Below are 2,926 nucleotides of genomic sequence, written 5' to 3' on the forward strand. Positions count from 1 at the left end.
CCCCAACACCAGGGAACCTTATCAACTTACCGCTTGCGCTGCGCCTGATCTGTCAGGCGCAGCGCTTCGTTCCTGTTTCATTTCCTTTGAAAAGATGTGTTAAACTACCGCCGTTTTTAGCCCGTTCAAACTTGAGGTGCTTCTGAACACGCCGGCACAACTTTCACTGCCTCTCTATTTACCGGATGATGAAACCTTCGCCAGCTTTTGGCCGGGTGAAAATGCGTCCCTGCTGGCCGCACTTAAAGGCGCTCTGGCGCAGGAACATGGCAGCTATCTCTATTTCTGGTCACGCGAAGGCGGGGGGCGCAGCCATTTACTGCACGCCGCCTGCGCGGAAATGTCCATGCGCGGCGACGCCGTCGGCTATGTGCCATTGGATAAGCGCACCTGGTTCGTGCCGGAGGTGCTTGACGGTATGGAGCAGCTGGCGCTGGTCTGCATCGACAATATTGAGTGCATTGCCGGCGAGGAAGAGTGGGAAATGGCGATTTTCGATCTCTACAATCGCATCCTTGAGACCGGCAAGACCCGCCTGTTAATCACTGGCGATCGTCCGCCGCGTCAGCTGAATCTGAAGCTGCCGGATCTCGCTTCGCGTCTTGACTGGGGGCAGATCTACAAACTGCAGCCGCTTTCCGACGAAGATAAACTGCAGGCGCTGCAGCTGCGCGCCAGCCTGCGCGGTTTTGAGCTGCCTGAAGATGTGGGCCGCTTCCTGCTGAAACGGCTTGATCGGGAGATGCGCACCTTATTCATCACGCTGGATCGGCTCGATCGTGCCTCGATCACTGCCCAGCGCAAGCTAACGATCCCCTTCGTTAAAGAGATCCTGGCGCTGTAAGATCTACAGGATCTCCAGCACCTGCTCCGGTGGACGCCCCAGACGCGCTTTTCCCTGCGCCACGACGATCGGGCGCTCCATCAGTTTCGGATGAGCGGCCAGCGCCGTCAGCAGCGCTTCTTCGCTCAGCGCCGGATCGTCCAGCCCCAGCGCCTGATATTCCTCTTCTTTAGTACGCATCAGCGCGCGCACGCTGCTCAGCCCAAGCGACTGCACCAGCTGGCGCAGCGTCGCGACGTCGGGCGGTTGTTGTAAATAGAGCACGACGTTCGGCTCGATGCCGCGCTGTTCCAGTAGCGCCAGCGTTTCGCGGCTTTTGGAGCAGCGTGGGTTGTGATAAATGGTGACCGTGGTCATTCACTTTTCCTCTGATTAACGTCCTTTCTGATACTGTCGGAAGCGCAGCTGTAACTGACGCAGCTGGTCGATGCGCGCGTCATAGCGCGCCTGTTGCAGACTGCCCAGCTTAACCTGCGCGCTGGCGCTGCTGAGCGTGGTAATCGCCTGATCCAGCTGACCGGTAAGCGCCAGCCCTTCGGCACGCGCCGACAGCTCCTCATCGCGCAGATTTTGCGCCGCCGACGCCTGCGCCAGCAGGTCCCAACCGTTGACGTCGTCAGGATGCGCCCAGGTATAGCGGTTTAATACGCGGCTGGCGGCGGCGGGCTGCTTCGCTTCCAGCAGGGCGTTCGCCAGGTTGAGCTGCAAAACCGGATCGCTGCTGCTGGCCTTCAGCGCCGACAGGCGAGCAACCGCCTGCTGCGGCTGGTTCAGCCCGATATCGATGTCGGTCATGATATCGAGAAACCAGACATTATTCGGCGCTTTCGCCAGTAGCGGTTCGATAATCTTTTTTGCGTTGGCGAAACTTTTCGCTTCCAGGAACAGCAGCGCTCTGCCGTACTGCGCCGCCTGCTGCTGGCGCGCGTTGCCTTTGGACCACTCAACCAGCAGATCCTCGCCCAGCTGATTCTGCCCGGTGGCGTACATGCCCAGCGCGCGCGCTTTCGCCATGTAGTAATCCTGTGAGGATTGCACAACGACCGGACGCATCTGTTCGGCGCGGTTGCGGGCATCGGCCAGACGGCTGTCAGGCAGCGGGTGCGTCAGCAGAATTTCCGGCGGCTTAGAGGCGAAGCGCGACTGATCCGCCAGCTTTTGCAGGAAGGTCGGCATCGCCTGCGGATCGAAACCGGCGCGTTGCAACACCTGAATGCCGATACGATCCGCCTCCTGCTCATTGTTTTGCGTGAAGGAGATAATGCCCTGCTGGGTGCCGGCTAATGTGCCGGCCAAACCCGCCATGCCCGCCTGCGGATTCGCCATCGCCAGCAGAATCGAGCCGAGCGCGCCGACCCAGGTCAGCGGCGCGTTGCGCTGCTGATCTTCCATCGCGCGCGCCAGGTGGCGTTGAGTGACGTGCGATATCTCATGCGCGATGACCGAAGCCAGCTGGCTTTCATTATCGCTGGTGCGGAACAACGCCGAATGCAGCACCACGTTGCCGCCGAAAAAGGCGAAGGCGTTGATCTCATCGTTGCGGATCAGGTAGAAATGGAAAGGGGTGCGCACCGAATCAGCATGGGCCACCAGTCGCATGCCAAGCTGATTGATGTACTGATTCAGCAGCGGATCGTTAATCAGCGGCGCGCTGGCTCGCAGCTGGCGCACATAAAAATCGCCCATCTGCAGTTCCTGATTAATCGATAGCGTGCCGCCTGCGGTGGTGCCGATATCCGGGAGCGAATCAGCGACGTCTGCCTGGGAAGTAACCACGTTGCCCGCCAGCAGCGTGACAATAAGCGAGGCGATGACATTTTTCTTCAAGCGATTGAACATACTTCTTCCCCTGGGCAGAGAGTAAAGTTTTGACCGGCTACGTTGCGGATCGTTCATACGGCAGCGCGACGCAGGCGCTCAGGGCGCTATCTTAGCGGGGTAAACCGCATAATGAAATGGCTGTTTAAAAGCGGCGCGCAGCGGCGAAAACCGCATCGTGGGCGGCGGTTAAAATTCAAAGTTGTGTAAACTTATTCAGAGAAATTGAAAGTGGCACGGGTTTTGATTAAGCATCTTCTGAAA

General features: G+C 58.8%; 3 protein-coding genes. 1 reads left to right on the top strand and 2 read right to left on the bottom strand.

What is annotated here, in order from left to right; genetic code table 11:
- Positions 1-142 precede the first annotated feature (142 nt).
- On the top strand, positions 143-844 hold the full coding sequence (gene hda / locus MYY08_RS00060) for a DnaA inactivator Hda (RefSeq protein ID WP_218925965.1): 702 nt from the start codon (positions 143-145) through the stop codon (positions 842-844).
- A gap of 3 nt (positions 845-847) precedes the next feature.
- On the opposite strand, the gene arsC is transcribed toward hda, so the two are convergent.
- Positions 848-1,201: an arsenate reductase (glutaredoxin) gene (gene arsC, locus MYY08_RS00065; protein WP_038624775.1), complete on the bottom strand. Its 354-nt coding sequence runs from the start codon at positions 1,199-1,201 to the stop codon at positions 848-850.
- Between the two features lie 15 nt (positions 1,202-1,216).
- Positions 1,217-2,683 carry a beta-barrel assembly-enhancing protease gene (gene bepA, locus MYY08_RS00070; protein ID WP_084970854.1) on the bottom strand — a complete coding sequence of 489 codons (1,467 nt, stop codon included), beginning with the start codon at positions 2,681-2,683 and terminating at the stop codon, positions 1,217-1,219.
- Positions 2,684-2,926 lie beyond the last annotated feature (243 nt).

This window comes from Mixta sp. (assembly GCF_024610815.1).
GTDB classification, from domain to species: Bacteria; Pseudomonadota; Gammaproteobacteria; order Enterobacterales; family Enterobacteriaceae; genus Mixta; species Mixta calida.

Bases quoted from the DNA above. Each gene is read 5' to 3' on its own strand.
- bepA (WP_084970854.1), bottom strand. From the start codon at position 2,683: ATGTTCAATCGCTTGAAGAAAAATGTCATCGCCTCGCTTATTGTCACG.
- arsC (WP_038624775.1), bottom strand. From the start codon at position 1,201: ATGACCACGGTCACCATTTATCACAACCCACGCTGCTCCAAAAGCCGC.